This is a genomic window from Flavivirga aquatica, assembly GCF_001747085.1.
Taxonomy (GTDB): Bacteria; Bacteroidota; Bacteroidia; order Flavobacteriales; family Flavobacteriaceae; genus Algibacter_C; species Algibacter_C aquatica.
The window spans coordinates 32465-59230 of sequence record NZ_MDJD01000014.1 but is presented as its reverse complement, the minus strand read 5'-3'; the positions used below and the strand labels follow the sequence as shown (position 1 = coordinate 59230).

Below are 26766 nucleotides of genomic sequence, written 5' to 3'. Positions count from 1 at the left end.
TATGAAAACAATAAAATACTCTATGTACTCACTTTTTGCTTTAATAATGTTTAGTTGTATTGATAAGCAAGCGCATTTAAAGGTTGAAGTTTATGAAACTTCAGCTAGCGGTAATAAACTTCAAAAACTAGATAAATTTGAAGCAACTAACAATAGTATAAATGTACAGCTTTTTCCTAATCAAGAGTTTCAAACTATTATAGGTTTTGGAGGTGCATTTACAGAGTCTTCAGCTTATTTGTTAAACGAGTTGAGTAAAGAAAATCGTAATAAAATTTTAGAGGCTTATTTTGGAAAAGAAGGCGCAAGATATTCACTTACCAGAACGCATATGAATTCATGCGATTTTTCATTAACTAATTATTCTTATGCATCTGTTGAAGGAGATATGTCTTTAGAAAATTTTTCTATTGATGAAGATCGTAATGATCTTATTCCCATGATTAAAGATGCTATGCTTACATCAAAAGATGGTTTTAAAATATTTGCTTCACCATGGACAGCGCCACCTTGGATGAAAGATAATAAAAGTTGGGTAGGCGGAAAATTACTTCCTGAATATTATGATACTTGGGCATTGTTTTTTTCAAAATATATAGATGCTTATAAAAAAGAAGGGATAAATATTTGGGGACTTACTGTAGAAAATGAACCACATGGAAATGGAAATAACTGGGAGAGTATGCATTTTACGCCACAAGAAATGACAGATTTTGTGCAGCATCATTTAGGACCAAAATTAGAAGCGGATGGAAAAGGAGAAGTGAAAATTTTAGGGTACGACCAAAATAGAGAAGGATTAAAAGAATGGGTAGATGTTATGTATAAAGACGAAGCATCCTCTAAATATTATGATGGAACAGCAGTACATTGGTATGAAAGTACCTACGATTATTTTCCTGATGATTTACAATATGCGCATAATAAAGCTCCAAATAAATATTTAATACAAACAGAAGCCTGTGTAGATTCCGAAATTCCAAAATGGAAAGATGATGCATGGTATTGGAGTAAAGAAGCAACAGATTGGGGTTGGGATTGGGCTTCAGAAGACCAAAAATATTTACACCCAAAATATGTTCCAGTATATCGTTATGCTAGAGATATAATAGGATGCCTAAATAACTGGGTAGATGGTTGGGTAGATTGGAATATGGTTTTAGATACACAAGGAGGTCCCAATTGGTTTAAAAATTGGTGTGTCGCTCCTATCATTGTAGATCCAGAAAAAGATGAGGTTTATTTTACACCCATCTATTATACACTAGCCCATTTTAGTAAATATATAAGACCAGGAGCAAAACGTATTGGGTTTAAAAATTCGAATGATAATTTGATGGTGACCGCAGCAAAAAATATAGACGATTCTATTGTGGTTATCGTATTTAATGAAGATATAAAAGAGAAGCACGTAAAGCTTTCATTGGGAGAAAATAAAATTAATATTAAAATAAGTGCTCAGGCAATACAGACTATTACCCTTGTAGAAAATAAATGAGATAAGAAACTAATTAATAAACTAAAACTTAAATAAGATGTCGAATCATAAAACAAAGGCAAGAGAAAAAGTACCAATGGGGCAAAAATTAGCCTTTGGAGCAGGACATTTAGTACTTAACTTATTACCTGGATCGCTCGGCATTTTTATGTTTTTTTTACTAACTGCTTTTGGAATGGATCCATTCTTGGCAGGTTTATTAGGAGGACTTCCAAGAATATTTGATGCCATTACAGATCCTATTATGGGGTTTATTTCGGACAATACTAACTCAAAATGGGGGAGAAGACGACCTTATATTTTTGTAGGAGCAATTTTAAGTGGTGTTTTATTTGCAGTACTATGGCAACTAAATCCAGATAATTCGCAAACTTATAATTTTTGGTATTTTCTTACGCTGTCAATGTTGTTTTTAATTGGTAATACGATGTTTGCTACGCCTTTAATTGGTTTGGGTTATGAAATGACATCCGATTATAATGAGCGTACACGTTTAATGGCATTTTCACAAATAATAGGTCAAATTGCATGGATGATTGTACCTTGGTTTTGGGTGTTTATTGCAGATGAAAATTTGTTTGCTACCCAAGCTATAGGTGTGCGTAATCTATCTATAATAGTGGGAGCAATTTGTCTTCTTTTGGGGTTGTTACCTGCTATATTTTGTCGAGGAATAGATTCGGCAAATATGGAAAATAGAAAAGAAATTACATTAAAAACCTTATCATCTAATATGAAAGAACTTTTTCAAGGAATTAAGCAGGTTTCTAAAAGTAAGCCTTTTATGAAGCTTTGCGGCGCTACATTTTTAGTATTTAATGGCTTTCAACTTGTTGCTTCTTTTAGTTTTTTTATAATCGTATTTTATATGTTTAATGGAGATTACGCGGCGGCAGGAAACTGGCCAGCATGGTTCTCTACAATGACTGCTATGGTTACCGCTTTTGCTGTTATTCCAGTTGTTTCTTGGATAGCAAATAAGTGGGGCAAACGAAAGGCATTTGTTATTTCGACTGTTATATCTATAGTAGGATATTTATTAAAATGGTGGGGGTTTAGTCCAGAAAACCCGTGGTTAATTTTTATGCCAATTCCTTTTATGGCATTTGGTTTAGGTGGTTTATTTACATTAATGATGAGTATGACTGCAGATGTGTGCGATTTAGATGAATTAGAAAATGGTATGCCTCGTAAAGAAGGCACATTTGGAGCTATCTATTGGTGGATGGTAAAATTAGGACAGGCTTTAGCGCTAGTGCTAGGTGGTTTAGTGTTAAAATTAGTAGGGTTTGATCAAAATGAAGCAATTCAAACTGCTAAAACAATGACTCAATTGCGAATAGCAGATATTGTTATACCAGCTATAACAGCTGCATTGGCTATTTGGGTAATGTGGACATATAGTCTTGATGAAAAGAGAGCTCGTGAAATAAAAGAAGAATTAGTAAAACGAAGAGGAGAATTGTAAAATGTAGTTAATGAATAAAAAAAATAAATATGTCAGTTAGAAAAGATAAAGTAATGGCATTAGCAGGGGTAGACCTTGATAATAAAACTACAAAAGGCTTACAAAATGTATTTAAAAGAGTCTTAAAAGGTGGTATGCATGGGTTATGTTTTAGTCCATATGAAGAAGGACAAAAACCTAGCGATATAATAAGCGAAAAACAAATTAGGCAACGTATGAAAATTATAAAGCCTTATACTAAATGGATTCGTTCTTTTTCTTGTGCAGATGGAAATGAAGCAATTCCGCGTATAGCCAGAGAGTTTGGTATTAAAACTTTAGTAGGAGCTTGGTTGGGAGATAATCCAGAAATAAACCAAAAAGAGATTGCTGGACTTATTAAGTTAGCTCATGAAGGTTATGTCGATATTGCTGCTGTAGGGAATGAGGTGATGTATCGAGGAGATTTAAATGAAAGAGAATTGTTAAGTTTTATATATCAGGTTAAAGATGCGATTCCTCATACTATTCCTATTGGTTATGTTGATGCCTATTATGAATTTGTTCAACGTCCAAAAATAACAGAAGCATGCGACCTTATATTGGCAAATTGTTATCCGTTTTGGGAAGGCTGTAGTGTAGAATATGCTTTGCTTTATATGAAAGATATGTTTAATCAGGTTATAAAAGTCGCTAACGGAAAAAAAATAATTATATCCGAAACTGGGTGGCCTAGTCAAGGAGAAGGTTTACATGGCGCTCTTCCTTCTTTTGAAAATGCAATAAAATATTTTATCAACACACAACACTGGTCTGCAGAAGATAATATTGATATCTTTTATTTTTCATCTTTCGATGAGTCATGGAAAGTTGGAGATGAAGGTAGTGTTGGTGCATATTGGGGGTTGTGGGATAAAAATGAAAAACTAAAGTTTTCTAACAATTCATTCTTTATTAATTATAAAAAAAGTAATTAAAAAAATATTTAGACCACAATGTAAACCTGAATCAGGTGTATAGATTTATCAAGATTGAGTTAATTGATGAGATTAATTATTATTAGGTACTAAACCCTGAACTATGTTTTAACTGGTCATTTATTGTTCCTATACATAATTTTTTTAGTAGCACTAATACATCTTAATACTCATTAATAATACAACCTCCAATCACATAATATTGCTGTTAATGCCAATAAAAGACTTCTTTTTCAGTATATAAGCATTTTAATATTTTCTTTAAGAACCATCTTTTATAAAGGTGCCATATCATTCATATTAACCCAAACAATAATAAATTATTCTTCACTATTATAATAATATGAATTTAAAACTATAGAACCAATTAATAGCATATTTCTCTATAGGTAGTTATACATTTAAATCTTTTATTATTCATGTAAGCGTTAATTTAAGTAGAATTTACAAAAGAAATACCTATAACAATTTCTTTTTTTAAGAAGTTTAGTAATTGTGTATAACATAGTTAGTAGGACAAATACTTCAATGAATTTACCTATAAATATTTATAAATAAAATAAGTTTGCCTTGTTTAAAATCAGTAATTTATATTGTATTTATGTGTTTTTTATATTGTAAAATAGACTTTCTTGTGTAGTATACAAATTATAAGAATTCACGGTTTACTACATTATGAAAGATTACCACAACATGACCACAACATGGTATATATTCTTGTAAAAGCAACTAGTGTTTTATTCTGGTTTAATCCTTTGAAATATTAGTGTTTTCAGGCTGTTAAAACGGTTGGGCTAAGAAAGTTTGTTTTCTTTTAGTGTTGTATACTTTTTGTAGGGGTTTGTTTTACATGCTTATCAAGTATCATTATTTAAATTTAGAATATTGAAAAACTAAATAACTCTTAAACTAAATAATGATGAAAAAAATTACTTTATTACTAGCTCTATTAATAGCGTATTTTGGATATTCTCAACCAACTACAGATCCAACCGCACCACCATCAAGAGATGCTGGAGATGTAATCTCTATTTTTAGTGGAGCGTATACAAATGTTAATGTAACTAATTTTGATCCTAATTGGGGACAATCTGGACATATGCAAATAAATAGTGCATTCGATACTGGTTCAGGAAACCTTGTTTTGGCTTATCCTAATTTCAATTACCAAGGAACCGAGTTAGAGGCTCAAAATGCTTCAAGTATGGAGTTTCTTCATGTAGACATCTGGACAGACGCAGATCCTTCGGGATCTATTATACAAGTAAGCCCAATAAATGGAGGAGGTGTAGGGGAAGTGCTTGTAACAATTAACCATGCTATGGGAGGTTGGACAAGTGTAGATATACCTAAGGCGAGTTTTACAGGTATGACTTGGGATAATGTTATACAAATGAAATTTGCAGCTAATGGACCTGGGAGTGCAGTACCTATAGATATATATGTAGATAATATTTATTTTTGGAAAACAGCGGCAGACCCATTAAAAGATGCTACTTTAAGTGATTTAAAAGTAGATGGAGAAACGATTAATGCTTTTGGGGCTGGAACCATAGATTATGTATATGAAGTGCCTATTGGTACTACTGTAGTTCCACAAATTACTTCTGTAACAACAACTAATGGAAGTGCAATAAATTTAATCACTCAAGCTGTAGGAATACCAGGAGACGCAACTGTTTTGGTTACTTCGGCAGATGCATCAACAACAGAAACTTATACGGTATCTTTTACGGCTACTCTACCTAATACACCGCCAATACCATCAACACCTAATGCAGAGGTTTTAAGCATATATGGAGATACGGGAGGTTTTACAAATGTTTGGACGTCAGATTATCAATTTGGAAGTTTTGCAGGAAAACCAGATTTAGATCAATCTGGAGCAGTTAATGAAGTTATAAAAATGGATTTTTCTGTAGCTGGTTATGGAGAAGGTACTAATGCTAAAACAGATGTGTCTTCATATAATTGGTTACATTTCGATTATTTTGCCGATTCAGACGCTACAGAAATTAGAATGATACTTATAGGGGAAGGTATAGGAGAGTTTTTTTATGAGTTAACACCAGGAGGTTCAGATGGAACATTAGTTACGGGAGCTTGGACAAGTGTAGATATACCATTGTCTGTTTTTGTTGGGAAAGGCTGGGATAAAACAAATTATCTTCAATTTAAGCTAGGGACTACATCAGATTTGGTATCTAAAGTAGTGTATTTCGATAATATTTATTTTTCAGCTAATCAAGGAACGACTTTAGGTACAAATAGTTTTGAGCAAATAGCTTTTGAAGCATACCCAAATCCAACTCAAAATAAATGGACAATTAGAACTAAAAATCAAAATATAGAATCTGTTAATGTATACGACGTACTAGGTAAAAATGTATTGTCATTAAAATATAACGATAGCGAAGCAGAAATTGACGCATCTTCATTAAAAGCAGGATTATATTTTGCGCAAGTAAAAACAGAACAAGGAATTACTAGTCTAAAGTTAATTAAAAATTAGACTTAATTTTTATAATTTAAAATAATATACCCTTTAGAATTAATTAGAAAAATGAAGTTTTATTAAAGGTCGTCTAAAATATATGTTTAGACGATCTTTTTTATTTTCAATAAATTTAATGCTGTAAAAAAATAACCCTTAACAATGATAATTGTTAAGGGGTTTGAAAACTTTTGTGGTACCTCCAGGAATCGAACCAGGGACACAAGGATTTTCAGTCCTTTGCTCTACCAACTGAGCTAAGGTACCTCGCTAAACGGTTGCGAATATATGTCAATTTTGACATCTGTCAAAGTAAATTTTACAAGAGATTGATTAAAAAGTAAAATAAGTGGTTTTTTAAATTTTAAATGAACTTAAAATTTTTATAAAAAATAACCCTTAACAATAATAATTGTTAAGGGTTTTGAAAACTTTTGTGGTACCTCCAGGAATCGAACCAGGGACACAAGGATTTTCAGTCCTTTGCTCTACCAACTGAGCTAAGGTACCTCGTTAAGCGGTTGCAAATATATAACCGATTTTCATTCCTGCCAAGGAAAAAATGAAAAAATTTGAACTTTTTCTTATAATAAAACCTAACTTATTTGTTATTAATATTATAAGTGATGAGAATATTTGTTGTAATCATTTTGTAAATTTGAACTTTTCAAATAAAACATGAATTTAATAATAGATGTAGGTAATTCTTTTGTAAAACTAGCCGTTTTTCATGAGGATAAACTTAAACATAAAGAGGTTGTAGATCTTGACAATATTATAGAACATATAAAGTTTTTAAAAAAAGAATATGCTTCTATAAAAAGAGCAATCATTTCATCTGTAGGTAAGCTAAAACAAACAGAAATTAATAAGATAAAAGAATATTTTGACTTGTTAGTCTTAAGTGATGAAACTAGCTTGCCTTTTAAAAACTCTTATAAAACGCCTAAGACTTTAGGAGTAGATAGGATAGCTTTAGTTTGTGCTGCTGTACAACAGTTCCCTAATAATGATACTTTAATTATTGATGCAGGAACATGTATAACATACGATTTTGTAACGTCTAATAATGAATATTTAGGAGGCGCTATTTCACTTGGATTAAGTATGCGTTATAAATCATTAAATAATTTAACAGCAAATCTTCCGTTATTAGAATTAGAAATTCCAAAAAGTATTGTTGGAGGCTCTACAAAAGAATCAATACACTCTGGAGTTGTTTATGGTGTTTTGAAGGAAATAGATGGTGTTATAGAAACGTATAAACTTAAATATTTAGATTTAACAGTTATTTTAACAGGAGGAGACACTAAAATTTTGTCTAACCAATTAAAAAGTAGCATATTTGCGAATTCTAATTTTCTTTTAGAAGGATTAAACTATATTTTACAATTTAACTCAAACGAATGATAAAAAAACTTGTATTAGTTTTTATTGCAGTATTTGCAATTCACAGTTACGGTCAAGAAGGAACAGCTTCACCTTATTCTTTTTATGGCATAGGAAGCCTTAAGTTTAAGGGAACAGTAGAAAACAGAAGTATGGGGGGCTTGAGTATTTATACAGATAGTATTCATGTTAACCTACGTAATCCAGCTTCTTATGCAGGAGACAATGTTGGAATATCCCCATTTAATGGCCAAAGTAGACCTGTTAAGTTTGCTATAGCTGGAAGTTATTCAAGTATAAATTTAAAAAGTGACTCAGGGAATGGCAATACTTCATCTTCAACTTTTGATTATATAGCATTATCTATTCCTATGGGAAGGTTTGGTTTTGGTTTTGGTTTATTGCCATATACATCAGTAGGTTATAGACAAGAATCTTTAAATGAAGAAGGTAACCTTGGAAATAGGTTTCAAGGAGAAGGAGGACTTAATAAAGTGTTTCTTGGATTAGGGTATAAAATAGCTGATGGATTAACAGTTGGTGTAGATGCTCACTATAATTTTGGTAATATTCAAAACAGTGCTATTGAATTTGTATATGATAATGGTACTCCTATTCTAAACCAATCTCGTGAAAATAATAGATCAGATTTAAGTGGAATAAATTTAAATTTTGGGATGTCTTATAAAAAGGTATTAAATGAAAAGTTAGAATTGGTTACCGCTCTAACATATACACCAGAAAGTAATTTAACATCAAAAAATGAAAGATCATTTTCAGCGATAACTATAAGTCAAGCTTCTGGAGAAGAATTTGAAAGAAATAGAATTGAAGCCGATTTAGAACTTTCAGGCTTGAAAGAAACAGATTTAACATTACCATCTAAGTTGTCTTTTGGAGCAGGTATAGGAAGACCAAGGAAATGGTTTATAGGTGCAGAAACTAGTTTTCAAAATACTAAAGAGTTTTCTAATGTTTTATATAGTAATAGTTCTACTGTTTATGAAAACGCATATTCTTTTTCATTAGGAGGCTTTTATATTCCTAATTATAATTCGTTTAAAGGCTACTGGAAACGTATTGTTTATCGTGCAGGATTTAGAACAGAAGAAACAGGGTTAAATATAAATAATGAATCAATAAAAGAGTTTGGCATATCTTTTGGAGTAGGATTACCAGTTGGAGAATCTAGATTGCTATCAAATGCTAATTTAGGTTTCGAAATGGGCCAAAGAGGAACAACAAAGAGTAAATTAATACAAGAGAATTTTCTAAGTTTCCAATTAAGTCTATCTTTGAACGATAGATGGTTTCAGAAAAGAAAGTATGATTAACAGCTTAAAATTATTATCATGAAGAAGAACATTACATTATTATTTACATTATTATTTGTTGGATTGAATTTTGGTTTTGCACAACAAGATGAAGAGTGCATGACTAAACTTTCCATATTTCACGAATATGCAAGAGCAAAAAATTACGAGGCAGCTTATGAGCCTTGGATGGCAGTAAGAAATAAATGTCCAAAATTTAATATAGCAATATATTCAGATGGCGAGAAAATTTTAAAGGGTAAAATAAAAGCAGCTTCAGGAGCAGATAAAGTTCCTTTTATAAATGATCTTTTAAAGTTATGGGAGCAAAGAGGTGTAAACTTTGCTGTTAAAACTCCTAAAGGGGAATATGCCGCTAAATCTTGTCAGTTAATATATGACAATAGAAAAATATTGAATAAAACTAGTGAAGAATTATTTGAATGTTATGATGCTGCATATAAATTAGATAAAGCTACTTTTACAAACCCTAAAAGTTTATATACATACTTTTCTTTAATGGTAGATTTGTATGATGCTAAGAAAAAACCAGCTAAAGATTTGTTTAATAAATATGATGATGTTGTTGAAAAAGTAGAAGAAGAAGTAAAAAATTACTCAGAAAAACTTAATAAACTTATTGAGAAAGAAGATGCAGGCACAGCTTTAACTAAAAAAGAAGGTAAGTACAAGAAGTTTTATGAAAGCTATTTAAAAGCTTACGATCAAATCTCAGGAAGTATAGATCAAAAATTAGGTGATAGAGCAAACTGTGAAAACTTAATTCCTTTATACCAAAAAGATTTTGAAGCTAATAAAGAAAATGCAGTTTGGTTACAAAGAGCAGCAGGTAAAATGTCTGAGAAAGATTGTACAGGAGATCCTTTATTCTTTAAGTTAGTAAATGCATATCATAAATTAAGTCCTTCGGCTAATTCAGCATACTATTTAGGTATCTTAAAAGATAAAGAAGGAAAATCTAACGAAGCTATTAAATTTTATAAACAAGCAATTAGCTTAGAAACAGATAACTTTAAAAAAGCAAAGCTTAATAATAGAATTGGATTAAAATTAAAAGCTAGAGGAAGTTATGGTCAAGCAAGAGGTTTCTTTAAGCAAGCCCTAAGACTTAATCCATCAAGTGGGAGACCTCACTTGTCTATTGCAGCAATGTATGCAGCAAGTGCTAACAAATGTGGTGATACAAACTTTAATAAGAGAGCAGTATATTGGTTGGCAGCGAGTGAGGCAAGAAAAGCAGCACGTGTAGATCCTACATTAAAGAAAGCTGCAGCCCAATCGGTTGCTAATTATACGGCAAAAGCTCCACAAAAATCTGAAATATTCAGTTCAGGTAATTCAGGACAGACCATAACAATTGGTTGTTGGATAGGGTCATCTGTAAAAGTGCCAAGTATTTAATGAAAAAAAGAAGAGTATATAATATATTAAACATAGTCACAGTAATTACTGTGACTATGTTTTTTTCATGTAATGATAGTTTTAAACAGGTTCAAAAAATAGGTATATCTGAAAATGAACCTATAGGAGTAGACTATAATATAAATTTAAAATATACAGATTCTGGTAGAGTAAAAGCTAATTTGTTAAGTGCTAAAAGGCTTGATTATTCTAACAGAGATTTTCCATTTATGGAATTTGTAGATGGTGTAACATTATACGTGTTTGATGATGAAAATAAAAAAAGTACAGTAGTTGCAGATTATGGTATAGTTTATAGCAATACAGATTTAATAGATTTACAAGATAATGTAGTTATTACAACACATGATGGTAGAGTGTTAAAAACAGATCAATTATTCTATGATCAAAAAAAAGAATGGTTATATACTAATAAACCAGTGGAATTCAAAACAGAACAAGACCTTATAAAAGGTAATGGTTTTGATTCCAATTCTAAATTCACAAATGCAGAAGTATTAGAAGTTACAGGGATTATAACACTTGAAGAGTAATTCAAAAGGTTTCTTTTAAATTCACATTTATATAAAACGAGATTCTATAATATATTTCTTTAGCAATTTTAAGTATCTTTACCTACTAGGAAATAATTTTTTGAAATATTCGTTACTTCAATTTAACCTAAGAAAAGAGGGGCTAAAGATTAATTAGTATGTTGTATTTCAAAAACAACAAATATAAAAGATGAAATATTCTAAGATTTTTCAATATGCTTATTTAGTATTTGCAGCTTTGTTTATATACGATGCAATTGCTAGATATACAAATGAAGGAATTATTGCTTATCCTTCAATATTGCTTGCTGCTACAGCTATTTTCATGTTTTTCTTTAGAAGAAAATTTAGTAAAAAGTTCCAGAATAAAAATAATTCGAATTAAAAGATGAGCATATATGTAATTATTATAATTGCATCTTTAATGCTTTCAGCTTTTTTTTCAGGAATGGAGATCGCTTATATATCTTCAAATAAAATTCATATAGAAATTGAAAAAAAACAAGATAGTATTGTAGCTAAAGCATTAAGAAAGTTAACATCTAAACCATCAAAGTTTATAACAACTATGCTTATAGGTAATAATATAGCTTTGGTTATTTATGGTTTTTTTATGGGAGATTTGTTGATGAATTGGTTTCAAACACTATTACCAACGGCAAACAGTTTTTTAAATTATATGCTTACAGATTTAAGCCTACTATCCCAAACGGCAATATCTACATTTATAATTTTAATTACTGCAGAGTTTTTACCCAAAGTGTTTTTTCAAATATATTCCAATACCTTAATTAAAGCATTGGCAATTCCTGCGTATATATTCTATATATTATTTACTTATATTTCAAATTTTGTAATTTGGATTTCAGATTTTGTACTCAAAATATTTTTTAAAACTGAAGGAGATCAAATTCAACTAGCATTTACTAAAGTCGAATTAGGTAACTATATAAGTGAACAAATGGAATCTGTTGAAGAAAGCGATGAGGTAGATACAGAAATACAAATTTTTCAAAATGCTTTAGAATTTTCTGAAGTAAAAGCACGAGAAGTTATGGTACCTCGTACAGAAATTATAGCAGTAGAAATTAATGACTCAATAAAATTATTAAATACACGTTTTACAGAAACAGGATGTACTAAAATATTAGTATACAAAGAAAGTATTGATGATATTTTGGGTTATGTACACTCATTTGAGCTATTTAAAAAACCTAAAAGCATAAAGTCTATGATGCTTCCTGTTGAATTTGTTCCAGAAACAGTACTTATTAAAGATGTACTTAACGTACTTACTAAAAAAAGAAAAAGTATAGCAGTAGTGTTAGATGAATATGGAGGAACATCAGGAATTATGACTGTCGAAGATATCGTTGAAGAGTTATTTGGAGAGATTGAAGATGAGCATGATTCTGTAGATTTGACTGAGGAAAAATTGAGCGATATAACTTATAGATTTTCAGCCCGATTGGAAGTAGATTATATTAATGAAACTTATAAAATAAACCTTCCGGAGAATGAGAATTATGAAACATTAGGAGGGTTAATTGTGAATTATACAGAAGAGATTCCAATGCAAAATGATGTTGTGCAAATAGATACCTTTCAGTTTACTATTTTAGAAGTATCAAATACTAAAATTGATTTGGTCGAACTGAAAGTATTAGAAGAAGATTAAAATACATAGTTCTACTTTTATTATTAAATAGAAAATGGTATTTTCGCGCACGATATTTCTATGAAATAGATTACATTTAATAAACAATATAACAAGTAAATCTCAATAAAGGGATACTAAAAAATTTAATTTTACAATGGCAGTTTTAAATAAGATAAGGCAACGTTCACTATTCTTGATATTAATTATAGCATTGGCATTATTTGCTTTTGTATTAGCAGACTTATTTAAAAATAGTGATGCACTTACTTCAAAATCGCAAAATATTGTTGCTACTATTAATGGTAAAGATATCACTCGTGAAGACTTTTTATTAAAGGTAGAGGCAGCTCAAAGACAAGCAGGATCTAATGCTACTAATACACAAGTAATGAATAGTGTTTGGGAGCAAGAAGTAAGACAAGCTGTTATGGAATCGCAATATGAAAAGTTGGGTATTTCTGTAGAAAAAGACCAGATGAGAGATTTATTGAAAACCTCTTTAGCAACAAGTCCTGAGTTTTTAAATGAAGCTGGAATTTTTGATGAAAATAAACTAAACGAATATATCGCAAACTTAAAAGAAACATCTCCTGCAGGTTTTGAGAGTTGGGTGAATTATGAAAAACAAGTAGCTTCAAATGCTTTAAATCAAAATTATTTTAATTTAGTAAAAGCTGGTTTAACGGGTACTTTATCTGAAGGAGAATTAGAGCATAAATTAGAAGGAAATAAAGTTGATATTAAATTTGTACAAGTATCATATTCATCTATAGCAGATAGTTTAGTTGAAGTGTCTAAATCTGATATTTCAAACTATATTAAAGAAAACAAAAATCAATACAAAGTTGATGCTTCTAGAGATATTAAATTTATAGAATTTAAAGAAGTTGCATCTGTAGAAGATGAAAATGCTATTAAAGCAGAACTTCAAGGATACATAAATGGAAGACAAGTTGATGAGAATGGAAGAAAAGATCCTATAGAAGCTTTTTCAAAAGTTAAGAATAATGAAGAGTATATTAATTTAATAGCTTCATCTAGTGTTAAATTTGATGAGCGTTTTGTTTTTAAGTCTAGCTTACCTGCAGTAGCAGCAGATACCATTTATAATTTAAATGAAGGTGACGTTTACGGACCTTATAAGGATAATGGTTTTTTCAAAATATCAAAAATAGTTGCTGTTAAGCAAATTCCTGATTCGGCAAAAGTAAGACACATATTATTACCATTCAAAGGAGCCCAAAGTGCAGATCAAGAAGTAACGCAAACAGAGGCAGAAGCAAAAATTACAGCGGATAGTATCTTAACTGTAATTAAATCTGATCGTACAAAATTCTCTGAGTTAGTAAAAGAATTTTCTTCAGATAAAGGAAGTGTTGAAAAAGAAGGTCGTTATGATTGGCACGGATACAATACAATGGTACCTGAATTCAATGATTTTGAATTTGAAGGACAAGTAGGAGACTTAGGAGTTGTAAAAACAATTTTCGGGTTTCATATTATTGAAATAGAGGGGCAAAAAGACAAAAAGAAAGCTGTTCAAGTTGGAACTATTGCAAGAAAAATTGAACCATCGGAAGCTACAAGTGATAAAGTGTTTAGAGATGCTTCTAACTTTGAAATTAATGCAGGTAAAGGCGATTTTGAAGCTGTTTCAAAAGAAAGTAATTATGTTGTAAGACCTGTAAACGGTATAAAAGTTTTAGATGAAAATATACCTGGAGTAGGTAATCAAAGACCAATAGTACGTTGGGCTTTTGAAGAAGACGCTGAAATAGGAGATGTTAAACGTTTTAATATACCTGGAGGTTATGTTATAGCACAATTAGTAGCAAAACATGAAGCAGGGCTTCAGTCTGTTGAAGATGCTACGGCTAAAGTACTTCCTATTCTTAGAAAGGAAAAGAAGGCAGAAATAATTAGAAAAAGAGTTTCAGCAACAACATTAGAAGATTTAGCAGCAGCAGAAAATACAACTGTAAGAGCTGCAAGTGCAATTAACATGAAGAGTCCAACTATTTCTGGAGCAGGAAGAGAGCCACTAGTTGTTGGAGCTGCATTTGGATTAAGTGAAAATGAAACTTCTAAACTGATAGATGGAGCTAATGGTGTTTATATGATACAAGTAACTAAAATTACACCAGCTGTAAAATTAGATAATTACCAAGCAGCAGCAAATAGAGTAGAGCAACAAAAATCAAGTGCAGTAAATACTAAGCTATATAATGCACTAAAAGAAGCTGCAGAAATTGAAGATAATAGAGCAAAAACACAAGTTCAATAAGAACTAAAGTTACAAGTCTTCCTAAAATAATTGGTAGACAGTTTTGATTAAAAGTATTAAACCTGCTAAGTTATCTTTGCAGGTTTTTTTATGATTATTTTTAGAATTATATTTTTTAAATATAGAGGAAAAAAACAGCTTTTTATTGCAGTAAATTCAATAGGTAAATAAGATTACTCTTTATATTTAAAAAGTTATAGCTTATGCTTATGAATTCATAAAAACTGTTGATAACTTATATGTAAGTTTTACAGTAAAAATTCTACTTTTGCTTTGATAAAAAGATAATAAATTATGTCCGATACAATAGAAAAAGTAAAATGTTTAATAATAGGTTCTGGACCTGCAGGCTATACTGCAGCGATATATGCAGCCAGAGCAAATATGAATCCAGTATTATATCAAGGAACACAACCTGGAGGGCAATTAACAACAACTAATGAAGTTGAGAATTTTCCTGGTTATCCAGATGGTATCACGGGACCAGAAATGATGATAGAATTACAAAAACAAGCAGAACGTTTTGAAACAGATGTACGTGATGGATGGGTTACTAAGGTAGATTTCTCTGGAGATATTCATAAAGTATGGGTTAATGATACCAAAGAAATTCATTGTGATACTGTAATAATATCTACAGGAGCATCAGCCAAATATTTAGGATTAGAGTCCGAGCAAAAATATTTAAAGCTAGGAGGTGGTGTTTCTGCATGTGCAGTATGCGATGGTTTCTTTTATAGAAATCAAGATGTTGTTATTGTAGGAGCTGGGGATTCTGCTTGTGAAGAAGCACATTACCTTTCTAAACTTTGTAAAAAAGTAACGATGTTAGTAAGACGTGATGAGTTTAGAGCATCAAAAATCATGGCAGCTAGAGTTCAAAAAACTGAGAATATTGAAATACTTTTTAATACTGAAACTGATGAAGTTTTAGGTGATGGACAAGTAGTAACAGGCGTTCGTGTTTTTAATAATAAAACAAATGAAAAACAAGAAATTCCCGTAACTGGATTTTTTGCAGCTATTGGACATAAACCTAATACAGATTTATTTAAAGGATTTTTAGATTTAGATGAAACAGGATATATAATTAATGTACCTGGAACATCTAAAACAAATATAGATGGTGTATTTGTATCTGGTGATGCAGCAGATCATGTTTATAGGCAAGCTGTTACAGCAGCAGGAACTGGATGTATGGCAGCTTTAGATGCTGAACGTTATTTAGCGGCTAAAGAAGCTTAAAAAAGCTATAAACAATTAATGAGCTCGGTTCTATTAGGACTGGGCTTTTTTATTAAAAATAGCTTTTATATTTAATAATTGTTATTATTTTTATTTGCTAAAAATAATAATGTTAATTCGGGATGTGGCGCAGTCCGGTTAGCGTACACGGCTGGGGGGCGTGTGGTCGCAGGTTCAAATCCTGTCATCCCGACAAACCTAATTTAGGTAAAATTAAAACACTGTTAATTGTTTGATTATCAGTGTTTTTTTTGTGCATTTTATTTGATTCCAAATAAAAGCAATTAAAATCATTAAATAGGTATGCAATTAGGTGAACACTTTTTTGTTCAAACTTTTAGAGAACTTTAAAAACGATTTGACTTTCGTCATTGCAAAAAATTATTATTTAATTAAAGACGTCAAACATGTAGTCAAACAGCACATTTTCGGTTATTTTCTTTTCAAGAAAATCTTGTAGCAATTCAAATTTTTTTAAATGTTTATTGAGTAGAATAACAGTATAAGGAAAGCGTTCGGAAATTAGCCTTAAAAGAAACATTCTGGTAAATAATTGGGATGTTTCCAAAGGAAAATTACGAGAAATATTTGCTTAAGTTAGAGCTTTTAATTTTTTGGACAGCATATATTCTTGACGATTAAAGTATACTAGGCACTGACTACTCTTTGTGTATTATGTTTTGCTAAACTGGTTTGGTCTCATATAATTAATAGAGATCTAAGACGAATCATCTTAAAGTAAGCATCTGTACGGTCAAGTTTTTATAAATTTAATTTTAGCTATCTAGCAGAGTATAGAAAAGGGCAAGCTTTATGCTTGCCCTTAACTTATAAACATGCTATTTTAGCTTTTATTATTTCAAAAGCACTACTTTATATTATAGGTTTTCTATTGCTTTTCTAAGATTTCTCAATAAAAGATAGTCATTATTACCTCCAGCTTTTTTGTTTTCTTCGAAGAAAATATCAAAGCCTGTCTGTGCTTTTTTCTTATCCTTTTTGTATAAATAAAGTTTAGCTAGCATTAGATTACCCATAATAATTCCGTATTCTCTATTTGCAGCTAAATTTTGAGCAATTGTAATAAAATCATCTACAATTTCATTTGATGTAGCTAACTTTGGTGTTCTTAAAATTTCATCACAAATGCCATTATACATATATATGTATTGTTTTTCACCTTTTAAAGCTTCTGCATCTTTTAACTTATTGTCGTACCATGTTTGTAATTGATTATTAGCAATATAAAATTCATAATTCAAGCTCTTCTTAATATTTCCAAACTTGCTCATATCAAATAAGACATTACTATTTTCAATTTCTAGGTGAAGAGCTTCTATGCTTTTGCATTCTTTTGCGTACTTCTTTAAATGAGCAGAAATTGGTCTAAAATAAACCATACCATAATCATATTCTTTAGTAAGAGTCTTTACTTTTTCTTTATTATTTAGCAAATAGTTGAATTCCTCAGTACCATAAGAAAAATTGGCTGCGTCTATTATAAAGAATAAATCTTTAGTCATAAATTTTTCGATGGACGACTGCTCAATTATCTCTTTTGCCACAATAGCCATGTTTTTAGTATTATTTTCTGCTTTTAAAGCTTTTAAATAAATCACCAAGAAATCATAGTTTTTGTTTCCGTTGTTGTATTCTTCTTTAAGTCTATCTATTCTTGTGTTTGGGTTTATGGCGGCCTTCGCACCTTCAATTAAATCTGGAGCATATTTACCTCCAACAAGTTTATGAATTTCTTTACCTTCACTATCTATAAAGAGTAAAGAAGGATAGGCAGTTATTTCATATTTACTATTCAGGGCAATCCCTTCACCTTTTTCCATATCAATTTTTATATTAATGAAATTTTCATTAAAAAAATCACCAACTTCTTTTAGCGGAAAAATTTCTTTGGTCATCCATTTACAAGGTCCACACCAGGTTGTATAACAATCCATGAATAATATTTTGTTTTCTTTTTTTGCCTTTTGTAGAGCTTCTTTAAATGAGGTTTTTTCGAAGGAAACACCTTGACAAAATGATAGGTTTAACACGCCTATAGCCAATAATGTAAATATTTTTTTCATATAATAATTATTTGATTTAGTTGTATGACTTTTAAACATAGAATTACCACTATTAATAAAATGTTAAAAGCATTGTTACATCTTACCTTGGGTTATTATATTTTTTTCTTCTATAAATTAATACTATTTCTTATCCAACATGTATCTAGACTTACAGCTAGAATTAATGTTTTTTTCATTTATTTAAGTATTTTTTAAGTTCTTCTGTTAAGTTATCTTTGTATTTATGCTTGTAAATAATTTTACCTTCTGGAGATATTAATACTAAATGAGGAATAGCTATCACTGAATATTTAGTGCTAATGTCTACTTTTAAACTAGCATCGTCTATTACCTGTTCCCATGGTAATTTGTGTTTCTCAACGGCCTCAATCCACTTATCATAATTTTTATCTGTGCTAATACTTATCATTTTTAGTTTTTCTTCACTATAAGATGCTCTAATTTCTTTTAGCTCTGGAAAACCAGCAATACAGGGAATACACCAATACGCCCAAAAATCAATTAATACATATTTTCCTCTGAAGTCTGTTATTGATATATTTTTCCCTTCAGGAGTTTTAAGTGTAAATAGAGGTGCTGTTTTACCAACAGCTACTAAATCTATGTTTTTTCTTCTTTCAACCAAAGGTTGTATGAAATAATTATTTTTTAAACTATTCTTAAAACTAGAGATTACTTCATCCAACTTACTCGCATCGGCATTCCAAAATTGACTATAGGCTATTTGCGCTAGACCAGAATTAGTGGGATATTTTTTAATGGTCTTAATTAGTTTATCAGGAAAGTTTGCGATAAGGTTTTTTTCTTCGGCAGAACGCTCTTTTTTATATCTTAATTTTTCAATTTCTGGGACTCTCAATTCTTCTTTTATTGCCATAAACTCGTTGTGACTAGCAGGACCTTCAACTTTAAGACTATTATTTTTTATAGATAACTTAAATTTTCCAACACCTGTAAACAACTCAGTATTATAGCTGTTATTTCCAATTTTTAATATAACTTTTCTTAAGGCTTGTACAGTATCAATTTCAATTTTAGTAATGTTTTCTTTTATAGAATCTTTAATGGTTAGCTTATTATGCTCTTCCTTATTTTGAACGCGTTGATATGGGAGAATGGTCAAGACTCCATTTTCTTTACCATCTGTATGGATTTCAATTTGGCACGTATTTAAAGGTTTACTTTCTTCTTTTTTTTTGCAAGCACTTACCGACATTACAAGTCCAAGTACTAAAAAAAATAACTTTTTCATAAATTTTGAATGTATAAATTATAATATTTATAGAAAGCTAAATGTACATTTAGCTTTCTATTTTTTTGCTCAAAAGAGTTTTCTATTCTCGAATATTTTCCCCAATCTCAGGGTTTTGCAATATGTATTTTGCAGCAATTGGTAATGCCCAATTTGGGCTATTTGCATTTAAGGTATATGTTGTTCCATTATATACGTGAGTAAGATTTACTTTAGGAGTATCATATACATTATATCTCTTTAAGTCAAAGAAACGGTGTCCCTTCATTATTAATTCTAACCTTCGTTCTTTTTTGACCAAATTCAATACTTCATCTTGATCTGTACCTGTAATGGGTATAAAAGTACCTGTATCCATTCTCATTTTTAGCAATGTATTTACATCGTTTAATGCTTCAGGTAAATTGCCTAATCTTGCATTACACTCTGCTCTTGTAAGGAGCATCTCTGGAACAGAAGGACCAAGCTCTTTAAAATTTCTCACAGAACCTAGAGTATAAATACTCTCTGATCCTCCAAGTCCGAAAAGAAATGGGTTCGCAAATCGTCTTCTTCGTTGATCGTTTGGCTCTAGCAAACTTAAATAATCATCAGAAGCTATTCTAAATGCATATGTAGAATTACTTGCCTTATGCCAAATAATCTCAGGATCTGTTTGAGGTAAATTACCTGGGTTCATAATATCAGGAAAGAACCAATCAGGATATGTATTATAATCTGCTAATGTATTTGATAACAGTAATGCGTTATTTGAAGCTTCCCAAGCTTTCTGGAAATTGCCCATATAAAGGTAAACCCTGGCTAATAAGCTGTATGTACCAGCCTTGGATGGGCGATGTACCAATTCAGGAGTATCTGGTAAATTGTCTAGAGCCTCATTTAAATCGTCAAGTATTAGATTATAAACTTCTTCAATTGTAGCTCGGGAAAATTCAATACCTGCTAATTCTGTTCCTAGTCTTAATGGTACACCTAAATCAGTTGAAGCAGATGTGGAGTTGTAATGAATACCATATAAATTTACCAAAATAAAATACGAAAACGCTCTATGCGCATGTGCTTCTGCTTTTAAAGCTAGTTTTTCTTCTAGTGTTCCATTTGTGGCGTTTAGAATTTCCTCTAGAACAATATTGGCTGTATATATTTGACTATATAACGATTGCCAATCGCCATCTTCTTGGTCTGGTGTAAAAATATTATCATTCCAAGTATAAATATTTGTATCAGGAGTCCCTTCTGAGTAAGAATTAGATAGATTATCAGTAATCATTACATCATCACTGGCCATTTCGGTATTAGAAAATGTTTCTATTAATCCAGAAGAAACACCTCCTAAATCCAATGTTTGATCTAATAAAAGTCTGTAATCACTTATTTTACTAGGAATTATTTGACCTTTTGGTTGTAGGTCTAAGTATTCTTCTCTATCACAAGCGAACACTAAAAATGCAAGGCATAGTATATATAAATAATTTTTCATTTTAATTTTTTTTAAAAGTTAGCATTTACTCCAATGGTGAACGTAGGTCTCTGTGTAAAAAATGTAGGTCCGTTTTGTGTATCAATTAAACCCTCAGGATCTACACCCCACTTATTGAAATTAATTAGGCCTAGGTTTCTACCTTGTAGATTTATGCTTAACCCGTTTAGCCCAATCTTGTTTGCTATTTTTTGATTCAACTGATAAGATAAAATTACCTCTCTTAATCTAATATGAGAAGCATCATCAATATTTTGACTGCCATATCTATAATAATTGAAATACATATCTTGAGAGGCATCAGCTCTAGATGTAGGAATTCTTGGGATATTTGTGCTGGTTTCATCCCCTGGGTTTTGCCATCTGTTCTCAAATTCATCATGGATAAAATGATTTCCACCAAATCTAGATGGTAACTGAGAATAATCTAAGAAATCTGGGTTTCTAAACACATGACCAAATTTAAAAGTTGTTAGTACTCTTAAGCTAAAGTCTTTGTATGTAAATTGATTAATCCAGCTACCATAAAATTTTGGCAATGTGGTACCCTCATATTTAAGTGCGTCAACATTATCAATAACATCATTCTCTAAATCTCCATTTTCGTTTAAGAATAAAGGATCTCCTTCATTATTTAACCCTTGGTATTGATAACTATACAAATAACGAAGTGGCGTATTTATTAATGGAGTTCTACTTACAGTATATGTAAAAGGTCTATCGTCTGGTATATCAACTTTAGTAACTTCATTTTCATTAAAGCTTAAGTTTAGTGTAGTGCTGTAATTAAACGATTTAGTTTTTACTACGTCTCCTCTAATTGATATATCTAGACCTTTATTTACCATTTCACCTGCGTTAATTAATGCCGAATTAAAACCAAGTATTGAAGGAAAAATAACGTTAGATAGTAACTCTTGACTTTTTCTTTCATAATATTCAATGCTTCCAGAAATACGGTTATCAAATAGCCCAAAATCTAAACCTACATTTGTAACGAAGACTCTTTCAAGTCTTAGCTCAGGATTTTTTACATTAGATATATAGGCAAATGGGTTACCTGTATTGAAATCACTATCTACTGTTAATTGTACATTAGGACTGGTCTCGTTATTAACGTTTCCGTTACTACCATAAGTAGCTCTTAATGCTAGGTTATTTATAACGTTACTGTTAAAGAAGTTTTCGTTATGTATAGACCATTTACCTCCAACAGAGAATAATGGAGTATTTTTATACTCATCACTTGCTCCAAAAAGGTTAGCATCATCTAAACGAATACTTCCTGTTAAAGCATATCTTTTATCATAGTCGTAAGAGAAATTTCCATAATAAGAGATAAATCTATTTTCTACATCAGTAATGTTTTGATTATTTGGTATGCTCCTTTGACCAAAAAAGAGTACGGTTGGAAATAAATCGGCATAATTTATATTTGTAGCAAAATCTAAAGATTGGTCGTCATAAGCGTATAATCTATTTCCTTGCGAATTAGATTGTACTTTCCTTGCCTCGTAACCAGCTATAGCGTTAATATTATGTAAGTTATCTGTAAAGGACTGGTTGTAATTTAATTGTAATCTTCCCGATTGAGATTGACTTGTTTCATTATTAAAATCAACTATATTACCAGCTGGAATAGCACTTACTATATCGCCAGTAACATTTCTTGTAGTAAAAGTGTTTACAAGGTTTCTAACGATAAATGTATTTTCGTTAAACAAATTTTTTGTTTTTATATGTCCTCTTTCATACTGGTATCTTCCTTCTATGGCTAAATAATCTGTTATAGCATAATTAAGTACACCTTGTAGTCTTATTTGCGAATTTGTGTCTCTATTATTTTTATTTTCTAATTCTTGTAATAAATTATAGTCCCAATTATAAGGATATCCATTTTCTACACTGCGATCTTCTTTAAACTCTTCATAAAACTCTCTAGGTTGTGCTAAGTAATTTCCATTCTCATCAATTATATTTTGGTATTGATCTAAGCTTTGAGCATCATTTAAATTTAATCCATTTGGTTTATTTCTTGTATGCGAATAATTAATACCACCTGTAAAACTAAGCTTAGGCGAAAGGTCAATTTGATTTCTAATATTCGCGATAATTTGATCTCTGTTAGCATTATTAAACGAACCTATATTTCTATTTTGGTTATAGGCTAAAGAAACTTGATAACTACTACTTTGTCCACCACCGCTAAGACCTAAGTTATGTTGCATCCATGTTTCATTAGAGATGAACAAATCTTCAAATTGTTGTCTACTATCAATATTTCTTAATCCATTAATAATAGTATTAGCATCATCTTCAGAAATTAAACCAGCATTTAGTTGAAGGTATGTATTTAACCCTTTACTTATATTAGAGGAATTAAATGCATTGGGCAAGGTTTCCCATGCGTTGTCTGCAATATGCTTTTCAAACTCTAAAAAACTTGAAGTAGAAGCATAACGCTGCTCATGAAGGTCTAGTTGAGAAGTTATTGAGAAATTAGAAGAATAAGTTACATTTGTTTTTGTATTCTTAGTACCTTTCTTAGTCACAACTACTATAACTCCATTAGCTGCTCTAATACCCCAAATTGAAGCTGCGGCTGCATCTTTGAGAATGGTAATACTTTCCACATCATTTGGATTAATAGTTTGCAAGCCCTGTTCTACAGGAAAACCATCTATTACGATTAGTGGTTCGGTATCAGAATTTATTGTACTTATACCTCGAACAACTGCGCTTTGTGTTCCATCTGGTGCCTCATCGAAAAGCACACCAGCTACCTCACCTTCTATTTTGCTAAAAACATTTTGAGCAGTTTTTATTCCTAGTGTCTTTTCATTTATATTTTCAAAAGACCCAGTAGCTCTTTCTTTCGATATTTTTTCATATCCAGTATTAAGCACTATTTCATCTAAAATATTTGTGTCTTCTTCTAGTACAATATTAATGGTTGTGCTACCTTCTACAGGAACATTCTTTGTTTTGTAGCCTATGTAAGAGATAATTAATAGCTCAAATGTACCCGCTTGAATTTGGTACTTTCCATCAAAGTCTGTAGATGCCCCTTTTATAACAACGCCATCACTGTTATTAATAGTTACACTGGCTCCAGCAAGAGGTAAACCATCTTTATCGGTTATTATTCCTTGTATCATTTGCTGATCTTCAGAACGCATCGATCTATTAGGATCAGAGAGTTGAATAGTTTCTTTTCCAACCAAAGAAAAGTGATAGCCACCTAAAGATAACGTTTTTTTTAATAGTGTTTTTGTTCTAAAAGTACCTTTACTAAGGTTTACCATTGGGTAGTTTTTAAACATATCTTCATGGTAAATAAACCGGTAATCGGTTTGGTTACTGATAATATTAAAAACATCATCTGCAGATACAACCTTATCTTCTTCTATCGTAATTTTTGAATTTTGCGACAATACGTGGCTGGGAGATAAACCTAGCATTGATGTACAAAATAGAAATACAAATGTTCTCATCATTATTGATAAAATTTTCTTTCTTCTTAATAAAAAAGAACAAATAGTTAATTTTAGTTCCATAAATTTGCATGTATTAGTTAATTAATTGTTAATTGATTAATAATTATCAAAAGAGGGTTTACTGGAAAAGTTAGCGGTGAGATGTTGCTTTTCCTTTGGCCCTTCTTAATTTATTATTATCGTTTTATCTGTAATTTCATAATCTTTTATTATTTCGGTTTGTTTTATTAGATTTAAAATTTCTTCTAAACTTTGGTATTTACTTAATTCTCCAATAAATTTTTCATTTTCTAACTTTTTATTTTCAAACACTACATTTACATCATACCATCTTTCTAAAGTCTTCATGATGGTTTTTAATGGTAATTTGTTAAAGATAAAATCACCCTTAACCCAAGCTATTTCTTGTTTAACATTTGCTTCTAAAATTGAAATATCTTTTGTTTTTGAGTGAACAATTGATTGTTCATTCGGTTTTAAAATTTTAGAATTCACTTTGGTGGATACTTTTACTTTTCCTTCTACAAGCGTGGTTAAAATGTTAGTCTCATCATTATAAGCTCTTATGTTAAACTTTGTACCTAGTACCTCAATTTCTTGCAAGTTGTGCAGAACACTAAACTTGTCGCCATTATTTTTTATACTGGGAGACACTTCAAAATAGGCTTCTCCATGCAACAGCTCAACTTGTCTTACTTTTCCCTTAACAAAATTGGTTGGGTATTTTAGTTTAGATTCTGAATTTAACCACACTTTAGTGCCGTCAGACAATTGTACATAATATTCTCCTCCTCTTGGAATTGTTATATAGTTATAAGTTATTTCTGTTTTAGAATCATTACCATTTAAATATACAAGTGATTCACCATTACTTGTGGCATTACCATTAATGTAATTTTTTCCACTTTCCAATGCTATATCTATTCCATTGTCTAAGGTAAGTATAGCTCTGCTAGTCCCTGTCTCTATAATATTTGTTTTAACCACTGAAGGGGTTTCAATATTTTTTTGGTTATTAGTAGTCAAAAAATAAATACTACAGCATAGAAAAATTAGTATGGCTGCAGCATATTTATATACGCTTCTTTTGTAAATAGGTATTCTTTTTATAGGAGTATTAGCTGCTTCTATTCTTTCAATTACAAGCTCAAAAGCTTCATTAATATTGGTTTTAGACTGACTTAGATTTATATCATAGTTATCTCTAATGTAGTTTTCTAGAGTTATTTTATTTTGAGAATCTTCTAGCCACTTTTGAAGTTCCTTGACCTCGTTATCAGTGATTGTATGATTTAAAATTTTTGGTATTAAATATTTCATAATCTATATAGTAAGCAGGTAATTTTATGTTTTTTCTCTAATATTTTAATAAAATGACTTTTTTTTTAAAAAAAACCCCCAAAAAAAAATAATATTTTTTTAACCTTTGTGAAACTTCTAGTTTTTATGAATGAAAAAGATGCCATTAATTTTTTAAGGAAAGGGGATAAGACGGCATTTAAGTATTTGTTCGAATTGTTTTATGAAAGGCTTGTTGCTTATATAATTACCTATACTAATGATAAAATGTTAGCTGAAGATATTGTGCAACAGGTATTTGTGAATTTATGGAATGGAAGGGCTAAACTTAATGACATTAAAAATCCAAAAGGCTATTTGTATTCAATGGTGTATAACCTTTTTATAGATAGTAGAAAACATGAAAAAAAAGCTAACAAACTCTTAGATACTATTTATGAGAATGCCCTTAGAGAAAGAATAAAGGAAGACAATCGTATAATTGATTTAAGAATTAAAAAAATGAATGTTGCCATTGAGACCTTGCCGCCAAAATGTAAAAAAATACTTAAAATGAATAAGATGCAAGGTTATAAGTATAAAGAGATTGCACAAATCTTAGGTATTTCTATTAAAACAGTGGAAAATCAAATGGGGTTGGCTTATAAAAAAATTAGAAAAGCATTTGATAAAAACCCATTAATTTTGCTCCTTATAAGGTCAAAAAAAATATTTTAGTATGATTAATTTATTTTAAGGGCTTTAAATTCTTGTATAAGATTATATTTTAAACCAATCTTTAATTATTAATGTTTCAGTTGATGTAGCGTTTGTCTTGTGTATAATTAAATCAATTGTAGGTAATCATTATTATTTAGAAGCTTTTATG

At 30.5% G+C, this 26766-nt stretch carries 18 protein-coding genes and 3 tRNA genes; 14 read left to right on the top strand and 7 right to left on the bottom strand.

All coding sequences use genetic code 11. The features are described from left to right. Position 1 precedes the first annotated feature (1 nt). The 4 genes from A8C32_RS04280 (at position 2) to A8C32_RS04265 (ending at position 6434) form a co-directional block, all read left to right on the top strand. Entirely contained in the window at positions 2–1498 is a 1497-nt protein-coding gene (locus A8C32_RS04280; RefSeq protein WP_083253245.1) for a glycoside hydrolase family 30 protein, read from the top strand. Positions 1499–1535: 37 nt separating this feature from the next. Further along, a complete protein-coding gene (locus tag A8C32_RS04275; RefSeq protein WP_069829224.1) occupies positions 1536–2966 on the top strand; it encodes an MFS transporter in 1431 nt (476 codons plus the stop codon). Positions 2967–2995: 29 nt separating this feature from the next. Then, on the top strand, positions 2996–3922 hold the full coding sequence (locus tag A8C32_RS04270) for a glycoside hydrolase family 17 protein (RefSeq protein WP_069829223.1): 927 nt from the start codon (positions 2996–2998) through the stop codon (positions 3920–3922). Between the two features lie 919 nt (positions 3923–4841). After that, positions 4842–6434: a T9SS type A sorting domain-containing protein gene (locus A8C32_RS04265; protein ID WP_069829363.1), complete on the top strand. Its 1593-nt coding sequence runs from the start codon at positions 4842–4844 to the stop codon at positions 6432–6434. A gap of 176 nt (positions 6435–6610) precedes the next feature. On the opposite strand, the gene A8C32_RS04260 is transcribed toward A8C32_RS04265, so the two are convergent. Both A8C32_RS04260 and A8C32_RS04255 read right to left on the bottom strand, forming a co-directional pair. Then, a tRNA-Phe gene (locus A8C32_RS04260) sits at positions 6611–6683 on the bottom strand. Between the two features lie 170 nt (positions 6684–6853). Next, positions 6854–6926: transfer RNA gene (locus A8C32_RS04255), tRNA-Phe, on the bottom strand. Between the two features lie 168 nt (positions 6927–7094). On the opposite strand from A8C32_RS04255, the gene A8C32_RS04250 reads away from it, so the two are divergent. The 9 genes from A8C32_RS04250 (at position 7095) to A8C32_RS04210 (ending at position 16476) form a co-directional block, all read left to right on the top strand. Further along, a complete protein-coding gene (locus tag A8C32_RS04250; protein ID WP_069829222.1) occupies positions 7095–7826 on the top strand; it encodes a type III pantothenate kinase in 732 nt (243 codons plus the stop codon). Further along, a complete protein-coding gene (gene bamG / locus A8C32_RS04245; RefSeq protein WP_069829221.1) occupies positions 7823–9139 on the top strand; it encodes a BamG family beta-barrel-assembly machinery protein in 1317 nt (438 codons plus the stop codon). The genes A8C32_RS04250 and bamG overlap by 4 nt, the downstream gene beginning before the upstream one ends. Before the next feature lie 18 nt (positions 9140–9157). Beyond that, the gene (locus A8C32_RS04240) at positions 9158–10540 is read left to right on the top strand and encodes a hypothetical protein (protein ID WP_069829220.1); all 1383 of its coding nucleotides are present in this window, start codon (positions 9158–9160) and stop codon (positions 10538–10540) included. Further along, positions 10540–11094: an LPS export ABC transporter periplasmic protein LptC gene (gene lptC, locus A8C32_RS04235; protein WP_069829219.1), complete on the top strand. Its 555-nt coding sequence runs from the start codon at positions 10540–10542 to the stop codon at positions 11092–11094. The genes A8C32_RS04240 and lptC overlap by 1 nt, the downstream gene beginning before the upstream one ends. A gap of 190 nt (positions 11095–11284) precedes the next feature. Continuing rightward, positions 11285–11479: a hypothetical protein gene (locus A8C32_RS04230; RefSeq protein ID WP_069829218.1), complete on the top strand. Its 195-nt coding sequence runs from the start codon at positions 11285–11287 to the stop codon at positions 11477–11479. A 3-nt stretch (positions 11480–11482) separates the two neighbouring features. Next, on the top strand, positions 11483–12772 hold the full coding sequence (locus A8C32_RS04225; protein WP_069829217.1) for a hemolysin family protein: 1290 nt from the start codon (positions 11483–11485) through the stop codon (positions 12770–12772). 136 nt (positions 12773–12908) lie between these two features. After that, on the top strand, positions 12909–15038 hold the full coding sequence (locus tag A8C32_RS04220) for a peptidylprolyl isomerase (protein WP_069829216.1): 2130 nt from the start codon (positions 12909–12911) through the stop codon (positions 15036–15038). Positions 15039–15332: 294 nt separating this feature from the next. After that, positions 15333–16283, top strand: a complete 951-nt coding sequence (trxB, locus tag A8C32_RS04215) for a thioredoxin-disulfide reductase (RefSeq protein WP_069829215.1) — start codon at positions 15333–15335, stop codon at positions 16281–16283. Between the two features lie 118 nt (positions 16284–16401). After that, positions 16402–16476: transfer RNA gene (locus tag A8C32_RS04210), tRNA-Pro, on the top strand. 685 nt (positions 16477–17161) lie between these two features. Here the strand turns inward: A8C32_RS04210 and A8C32_RS04205 are convergent. The 5 genes from A8C32_RS04205 to A8C32_RS04185 form a co-directional block, all read right to left on the bottom strand. Continuing rightward, positions 17162–18367, bottom strand: coding sequence for a thioredoxin family protein (locus A8C32_RS04205; RefSeq protein ID WP_165605786.1), 1206 nt, complete (start codon positions 18365–18367; stop codon positions 17162–17164). A 175-nt stretch (positions 18368–18542) separates the two neighbouring features. Next, positions 18543–19622, bottom strand: coding sequence for a TlpA family protein disulfide reductase (locus A8C32_RS04200; protein ID WP_069829213.1), 1080 nt, complete (start codon positions 19620–19622; stop codon positions 18543–18545). Positions 19623–19704: 82 nt separating this feature from the next. Further along, on the bottom strand, positions 19705–21102 hold the full coding sequence (locus A8C32_RS04195; protein WP_069829212.1) for a RagB/SusD family nutrient uptake outer membrane protein: 1398 nt from the start codon (positions 21100–21102) through the stop codon (positions 19705–19707). A gap of 11 nt (positions 21103–21113) precedes the next feature. Further along, the gene (locus A8C32_RS04190) at positions 21114–24599 is read right to left on the bottom strand and encodes a SusC/RagA family TonB-linked outer membrane protein (RefSeq protein WP_165605785.1); all 3486 of its coding nucleotides are present in this window, start codon (positions 24597–24599) and stop codon (positions 21114–21116) included. Between the two features lie 165 nt (positions 24600–24764). After that, the gene (locus A8C32_RS04185) at positions 24765–25919 is read right to left on the bottom strand and encodes a FecR family protein (RefSeq protein WP_069829210.1); all 1155 of its coding nucleotides are present in this window, start codon (positions 25917–25919) and stop codon (positions 24765–24767) included. Between the two features lie 126 nt (positions 25920–26045). Here A8C32_RS04185 and A8C32_RS04180 point away from each other — a divergent pair, with 126 nt between their 5' ends. After that, a complete protein-coding gene (locus A8C32_RS04180; protein ID WP_069829209.1) occupies positions 26046–26615 on the top strand; it encodes an RNA polymerase sigma factor in 570 nt (189 codons plus the stop codon). Positions 26616–26766: the final 151 nt, after the last annotated feature.

Coding starts and splice junctions, on each gene's coding strand:
- A8C32_RS04280 (WP_083253245.1), top strand. CDS start 2: ATGAAAACAATAAAATACTCTATGTACTCACTTTTTGCTTTAATAATG.
- A8C32_RS04275 (WP_069829224.1), top strand. CDS start 1,536: ATGTCGAATCATAAAACAAAGGCAAGAGAAAAAGTACCAATGGGGCAA.
- A8C32_RS04270 (WP_069829223.1), top strand. CDS start 2,996: ATGTCAGTTAGAAAAGATAAAGTAATGGCATTAGCAGGGGTAGACCTT.
- A8C32_RS04265 (WP_069829363.1), top strand. CDS start 4,842: ATGAAAAAAATTACTTTATTACTAGCTCTATTAATAGCGTATTTTGGA.
- A8C32_RS04250 (WP_069829222.1), top strand. CDS start 7,095: ATGAATTTAATAATAGATGTAGGTAATTCTTTTGTAAAACTAGCCGTT.
- bamG (WP_069829221.1), top strand. CDS start 7,823: ATGATAAAAAAACTTGTATTAGTTTTTATTGCAGTATTTGCAATTCAC.
- A8C32_RS04240 (WP_069829220.1), top strand. CDS start 9,158: ATGAAGAAGAACATTACATTATTATTTACATTATTATTTGTTGGATTG.
- lptC (WP_069829219.1), top strand. CDS start 10,540: ATGAAAAAAAGAAGAGTATATAATATATTAAACATAGTCACAGTAATT.
- A8C32_RS04230 (WP_069829218.1), top strand. CDS start 11,285: ATGAAATATTCTAAGATTTTTCAATATGCTTATTTAGTATTTGCAGCT.
- A8C32_RS04225 (WP_069829217.1), top strand. CDS start 11,483: ATGAGCATATATGTAATTATTATAATTGCATCTTTAATGCTTTCAGCT.
- A8C32_RS04220 (WP_069829216.1), top strand. CDS start 12,909: ATGGCAGTTTTAAATAAGATAAGGCAACGTTCACTATTCTTGATATTA.
- trxB (WP_069829215.1), top strand. CDS start 15,333: ATGTCCGATACAATAGAAAAAGTAAAATGTTTAATAATAGGTTCTGGA.
- A8C32_RS04205 (WP_165605786.1), bottom strand. CDS start 18,367: ATGAAAAAAATATTTACATTATTGGCTATAGGCGTGTTAAACCTATCA.
- A8C32_RS04200 (WP_069829213.1), bottom strand. CDS start 19,622: ATGAAAAAGTTATTTTTTTTAGTACTTGGACTTGTAATGTCGGTAAGT.
- A8C32_RS04195 (WP_069829212.1), bottom strand. CDS start 21,102: ATGAAAAATTATTTATATATACTATGCCTTGCATTTTTAGTGTTCGCT.
- A8C32_RS04190 (WP_165605785.1), bottom strand. CDS start 24,599: ATGATGAGAACATTTGTATTTCTATTTTGTACATCAATGCTAGGTTTA.
- A8C32_RS04185 (WP_069829210.1), bottom strand. CDS start 25,919: ATGAAATATTTAATACCAAAAATTTTAAATCATACAATCACTGATAAC.
- A8C32_RS04180 (WP_069829209.1), top strand. CDS start 26,046: ATGAATGAAAAAGATGCCATTAATTTTTTAAGGAAAGGGGATAAGACG.